The organism is Micromonospora yasonensis (assembly GCF_026013475.1).
GTDB lineage: Bacteria > Actinomycetota > Actinomycetes > Mycobacteriales > Micromonosporaceae > Micromonospora > Micromonospora yasonensis.
Window position 1 is genome coordinate 1 of record NZ_JAPDPH010000327.1, and the last position, 5731, is coordinate 5731.

The 5731-nt window shown below is 72.8% G+C and carries 5 protein-coding genes; all 5 read left to right on the top strand.

Going from position 1 to position 5731, the window contains the following annotated elements; translation table 11 throughout:
• Positions 1-2060, top strand: a 2060-nt coding sequence (gene infB / locus ONA70_RS34135) for a translation initiation factor IF-2 (protein ID WP_265010610.1), incomplete at its 5' end; no start/stop codon positions are given.
• A 79-nt stretch (positions 2061-2139) separates the two neighbouring features.
• Positions 2140-3195: a TRM11 family SAM-dependent methyltransferase gene (locus ONA70_RS34140; RefSeq protein WP_265010611.1), complete on the top strand. Its 1056-nt coding sequence runs from the start codon at positions 2140-2142 to the stop codon at positions 3193-3195.
• A 33-nt stretch (positions 3196-3228) separates the two neighbouring features.
• The gene (locus ONA70_RS34145; RefSeq protein ID WP_265010612.1) at positions 3229-3522 is read left to right on the top strand and encodes a DUF503 domain-containing protein; all 294 of its coding nucleotides are present in this window, start codon (positions 3229-3231) and stop codon (positions 3520-3522) included.
• A gap of 255 nt (positions 3523-3777) precedes the next feature.
• Positions 3778-4251, top strand: a complete 474-nt coding sequence (gene rbfA / locus ONA70_RS34150) for a 30S ribosome-binding factor RbfA (protein ID WP_265010613.1) — start codon at positions 3778-3780, stop codon at positions 4249-4251.
• Positions 4248-5294 carry a DHH family phosphoesterase gene (locus tag ONA70_RS34155; protein ID WP_265010614.1) on the top strand — a complete coding sequence of 349 codons (1047 nt, stop codon included), beginning with the start codon at positions 4248-4250 and terminating at the stop codon, positions 5292-5294. Before rbfA ends, ONA70_RS34155 begins: the two co-directional genes overlap by 4 nt.
• The last annotated feature ends 437 nt before the right edge of the window (positions 5295-5731 follow it).

Consider the following 5731-nt stretch of genomic DNA (forward strand, 5'->3'; position numbering starts at 1 on the left):
GCGGCGGTGGCGGTGGCTACCGTGGCGGCCCCGGTGGCGGCGGCGGCGGTGCTCCCGGCGGTGGTTTCCGTCCGGGCGCCCCGGCCGGCGGTGGTGGTCGTCCGGGTGGTGGCGGTCGTGGCCGTGGCGGCGGCGCCGCGGGTGCCTTCGGGCGTCCGGGTGGCCGGCCGACCCGTGGTCGCAAGTCCAAGAAGCAGCGCAGACAGGAGTTCGACAACCTGTCGGCCCCGACCATGTCCTCGGGTGCTCCCCGGGGTCAGGGTCAGGTCGTCCGGTTGTCCCGTGGCGCCTCGCTGTCGGACTTCGCCGACAAGATCAACGCCAACCCGGGTTCGCTGGTCCAGGAGATGTTCAACCTGGGCGAGATGGTGACCGCGACCCAGTCGTGCTCCGACGACACCCTGCTGCTGCTGGGTGAGCACCTCGGCTTCGACGTGCAGATCGTCAGCCCGGAGGACGAGGACCGCGAGCTGCTCGCGCAGTTCAACATCGACCTCGACGCGGAGGTGTCGGAGGACCGCCTGGTCAGCCGTGCGCCGGTGGTGACCGTCATGGGTCACGTCGACCACGGTAAGACCAAGCTGCTCGACGCGATCCGCAAGGCGAACGTCGTGGCCGGCGAGGCGGGCGGCATCACCCAGCACATCGGCGCGTACCAGGTCCACGTCCCGCACGACGGCGTGGATCGCGCGGTGACCTTCATCGACACCCCGGGTCACGAGGCGTTCACCGCCATGCGTGCCCGTGGTGCCCAGGTCACGGACATCGTGATCCTGGTGGTGGCGGCCGACGACGGCGTGATGCCGCAGACCATCGAGGCGCTCAACCACGCCAAGGCGGCGGACGTGCCGATCGTGGTCGCGGTCAACAAGGTCGACAAGCCGGAGGCGAACCCGGACAAGGTCCGCCAGCAGCTGACCGAGTACGGCCTGGTCGCCGAGGAGTACGGCGGCGACACCATGTTCGTCAACGTGGCGGCCAAGCCCGGCATCGGCATCGAGGAGCTGCTCGAGGCCGTGCTGCTGACCGCCGACGCGTCGCTGGAGCTGACCGCTCCGATCGACGGGCCGGCGCAGGGTGTCGCGATCGAGGCGCACCTGGACAAGGGCCGCGGTGCGGTGGCGACCGTGCTGGTGCAGAAGGGCACCCTGCGGGCCGGCGACTCGATCGTCGCCGGTGGGGCGCACGGCCGGGTCCGGGCCATGCTGGACGAGAACGGCAAGCCGGTCGACGAGGCCGGCCCGGCGCGTCCGGTCATGGTGCTGGGTCTGACCACGGTGCCGGGAGCGGGTGACACCTTCCTGGCCGCCGAGGACGACCGGACCGTGCGGCAGATCGCCGAGCAGCGGCAGGCGCGGCGGCGGGCGGCGGCATTCGCCAACTCCCGTGGCCGGGCGACCCTCGAGACGCTCATGGAGCAGCTCAAGGAGGGCGAGAAGACCTCGCTCAACCTGGTGCTCAAGGGCGACGTCTCCGGTTCGGTGGAGGCCCTCGAGGACGCGCTGTTCAACCTCGACATCCCGGAGGAGGTCCAGCTTCGGATCATCCACCGGGGCGTGGGTGCGATCACCGAGAGCGACGTCATGCTCGCGAGCGCCTCGTCCGAGGCGGTCACGATCATCGGCTTCAACGTGCGGGCCGCGAACAAGGTCCGCGAGATCGCCGACCGCGAGGGCGTGGAGATCCGGTACTACACCGTCATCTACCAGGCCATCGAGGAGATCGACGCCGCGCTCAAGGGGCTGCTCAAGCCGGAGTACGAGGAGGTCGAGCTGGGGACCGCGGAGATCCGCGACGTCTTCCGCTCGTCCAAGATCGGCAACATCTCCGGTTGCATCGTCCGGTCCGGCCTCATCCGCCGCAACGCCAAGGCGCGGCTGCTGCGGGACGGGGCGGTTGTGGCGGACAACCTCACGATCAGCTCCCTCAAGCGGTTCAAGGACGACGCGACGGAGGTCCGCGAGGGCTTCGAGTGTGGTCTGACGCTGGGCGGTTTCAACAACGTCCAGGTCGGCGACATCATCGAGACCTTCGAGATGCGGGAGAAGCCGCGCGCCTGAGCGGCGTGAACGACCGGCGGCGGCCGGGGCCCACGGGCCCCGGCCGTCGCCGCCTTCGCAGGCTGCGACAATCTCCGGCGTGCTCAGGTACGCGCTGCTTCTCGCCCCCTCCGCCAACCGGGTCTACGCCGACGCCGCCGGCCGGCTGGCCCGCGCCGAGTTGGAGATCTTCGCCGGCTCGGGAGTGCTCGACGCGGCGCCGGTGGACGCCACGGTGGCGCGGATCGGCGGGGTGGAATACCTGACCTTCGCCGCCCCGGAGCCCGGGCTGGGCGGCCGGGACCTGGCCTACCTGGCCAACCTGTCGGCGGCGTACGCGCTGTTCGAACGGGTCGATGACGACCTGCTGCGCCCGGTGCCGCTGTCCCCCCTCGCCCGGTACGACTCCGACCTGATCACCATCCCCAAGTACGCCGGCAAGACCAACGAGCAGTTCACCCGGCTGCTGCTCAACGCCACCCTGCTCGCCTCCGCCTCGGCCGGCGCGATGCTGGACCGGCAGCTGGTGGTCCTCGACCCGCTCTGCGGTCGGGGCACCACCCTCAACCAGGCGTTGATGTACGGCTACGACGGCATCGGCGTCGAGCACGACGGCAAGGACGTCGACGCGTACGCGGCGTTCCTGCGTACCTGGCTGCGGCGCAAGCGGCTCAAGCACACCGCCGAGACGGTGCCGGTCCGCCGGGACCGCAAGCTGGTCGCCCGGCGCTTCGAGGCGGTGCTCGCCCCCTCCCGCGACGAGCACCGGGCCGGGGCCACCCAGCGGGTTACCGTGCTGCACACCGACACCACCCGCGCCCGGGAGGCGCTCCGCCCCGGCTGCGCCGACGTGATCGTGACCGACGCCCCGTACGGCGTGGCCCACGGCAGCCGCACCGCGCAGGGGCTGTCCCGCAGCCCGCTGGACCTGCTCACCGCCGCCGTGCCGGTCTGGCGGGAGTTGCTGCGCCCCGGCGGGGCGCTGGGGCTGTCCTGGAACACCCACGTCGCTCCCCGGGCCGCCGCCGAGGCGGTGCTGGCCGGGGCGGGCCTGCGGGTGGTGGACGGGCCGGGCTACCTGGGCCTGGCGCACCGGGTGGACCAGGCGATCGAGCGGGACGTGCTGGTGGCGGTCGCCCCTGGCGAAAACGGGTGACCGGGGCGCGGCTGTGCCGTACCGTTGCTCGCCGTGTATACGGGAACCGCGCACTTCGACCTGTTGCTGCCGGGGGACTCCCGGTCCCTGAAGGCCAAGCGGTCGTACGTCCGGCCGATCGTCGCCGCGCTGCGCCGGTTCGAGGTGTCCGCCGCCGAGGTCGGGGCGCTCGACCTGCACGGCCGGGCGCAGATCGGGGTGGCCGTGGTGGCCGCCGAGCCGGCGCACGTGCGGGAGGTCCTCGACGCGTGCGAGCGCCTGGTGGCCGCCCGGCCCGAGGCCGAGCTCCTCTCGGTCCGCCGCCGCCTGTACGGCGCGGAGGACTGAGCGGGCTGTTAAGAGGGGGCCCTTTACCCGCAGAAAGCGTTAACCGGGGGCCCTTCCTTGCACCCCGGCGGCCCCGCCGCGTTGGTGACGGCCGCGCGGGTAGTGTTCAGGAATGTTGGGCGGTCGGACCCGGCGGCGCCCCGCGCCGTCGGCTCCGGCCGGCGGCTCCAGCGACGGATTCAGGTCGCGGCGCGGCATCAGACGCGCCGAGCCGGAGTCGTCGTAGGGAGCAGGGTCATCCTGGAGGTGGGGGACATGACGGATCCGGCCAAGGTACGCCGGCACGCGGAGCGCATCCGTGAACTGGTCGCGTCGGTGGTGCGTAGCCAGATCAAGGACCCCCGGCTCGGGATGATCACCATCACCGACGCCCGGATCACCGCCGACCTGCGCGACGCCACCGTCTTCTACACCGTGCTCGGCGACTCGGCGGCCCAGGCCAGCACCGCCGCCGCGCTGGAGAGCGCCAAGGGCATGCTGCGCAGCACCGTCGGCAAGGCGCTCGGGCTGCGTCACTCGCCGACCCTCACCTTCGTCCTCGACGACGTGCAGGACCAGGTCAAGCACATCGACGACCTGCTCGCGGCGGCCCGTACCGCCGACGCCGAAGTGCAGCGGCTGGCCGCCAACGCGCAGTACGCGGGCGAGGCCCAGCCGTACCGGCTGGACGAGGACGCCGACGACGAGACCGGGGACGAGGACGAACCGCGCGGCGGCGACCGCCCGTGACGGCTCCCGCCGAGGGCGGCGCGCCGGCCGGTGCCGGCCCGACCGACACCGACTGGGCGGCCGCCGCCGCGGCGGTACGCGGGCTTTCCGCCGACGCGCGGGTGCTGCTGATCTGCCACGTCAACCCGGACGGCGACGCGCTGGGCAGCATGCTCGGCTTCGGGCTGGGCCTGCGCCGGTTCGGCGTACGGCAGCTCCAGGCGACCTTCCCCGGGCCGCCGGGGGTGCCCGAGCCGTTCCGCTGGCTGCCCGGGCTGGACCTGCTGGTCCCGCAGGACGACGCGTACCCGGATCCGGATCTGGTGATCTGCTTCGACGCGGCGAGCGAGTCCCGGCTGGGTGACCTGGTCGACCGGCTGGACAAGGCCGGCGCGGCGCTGGTGCTGGACCACCACGCCTCGAACACCCGGTTCGGCGGCATCCACCTGGTCGACCCGCACGCGGCGGCCACCTCAGTGGTCGCCGAGGGGCTGCTGGACCGGCTCGGCGTGCCGCTGGACGCGGAGATCGCGACCTGCCTGTACGTCGCGCTGAGCACCGACACCGGCTCGTTCCGCTTCGAGGCCACCACCCCGGCGGTGCACGAGATGGCGGCCCGGCTGCTGGCCACCGGCATCCACCCCGGCGACATCTCCCGGCGGATCTTCGACACCCGGCCGTTCGGCGCGGTCCGGCTCTTCGGCGAGGTGCTGGTCCGCGCCCGGCTGGAGCCGGCGGCCGCCGCCGGGCGCGGGCTGGTCTGGACGTACGCCACCCAGGAGGACCTGGCCCGGCACGACCAGCCGGCGTACGTGCTGGAGGCGCTGATCGACTCGGTGCGCTGCACGGCCGAGGCGGACGTGAGCTGCGTGCTGAAGCAGGTGTCCCCGGCCGAGTGGGCGGTCTCGCTGCGCAGCAAGGGCGCGGTGGACGTCAGCGCGGTGGCGGTGGCGCTCGGCGGCGGCGGCCACCGGTTCGCGGCCGGATTCACCGGGCGGGGCAGCGTCGACGAGGTGGTGGACCGGATCCGCGCCGAGCTCGACGGCGCCCTGCTGACCGGCTGAGCGCAGGGAGTGCACCGCCCGTGTCCGTATCGCGGGAACAGTGGGCAGCAGCTGGAAAATGAACGTTAACTTAGTCTCGGGACCGGCGCTCTTCAGCGCTGGTCACGGGCGGTGGCGCCACACCCGGTGCCGCCTCCCTCCAGGGTCAGACCGACCCGGGCTCACGCTGCCAGGCGAGCCGCTCCGGTGATCCCGGACCGCTGCCCGGCGCCCAGCCGATGGCTCCAGTGACGGCTGTACGTAATGGCGCGGCATCAGACGCGCCGAGCTGGAGTTGTCGCCCGCCCGTCGGGCCGCCGCGTCGGTGGTCCGCACCCTGGAAGGGAACTCCCATGGCGACCAAGCGCAAGCCGCAGACCGAGACCACCACCGACGACGCGCGCGAGCAGATGCGGCGCGCGCTGCAGACCTCGATGGACACCCGCCAGGGTACGACG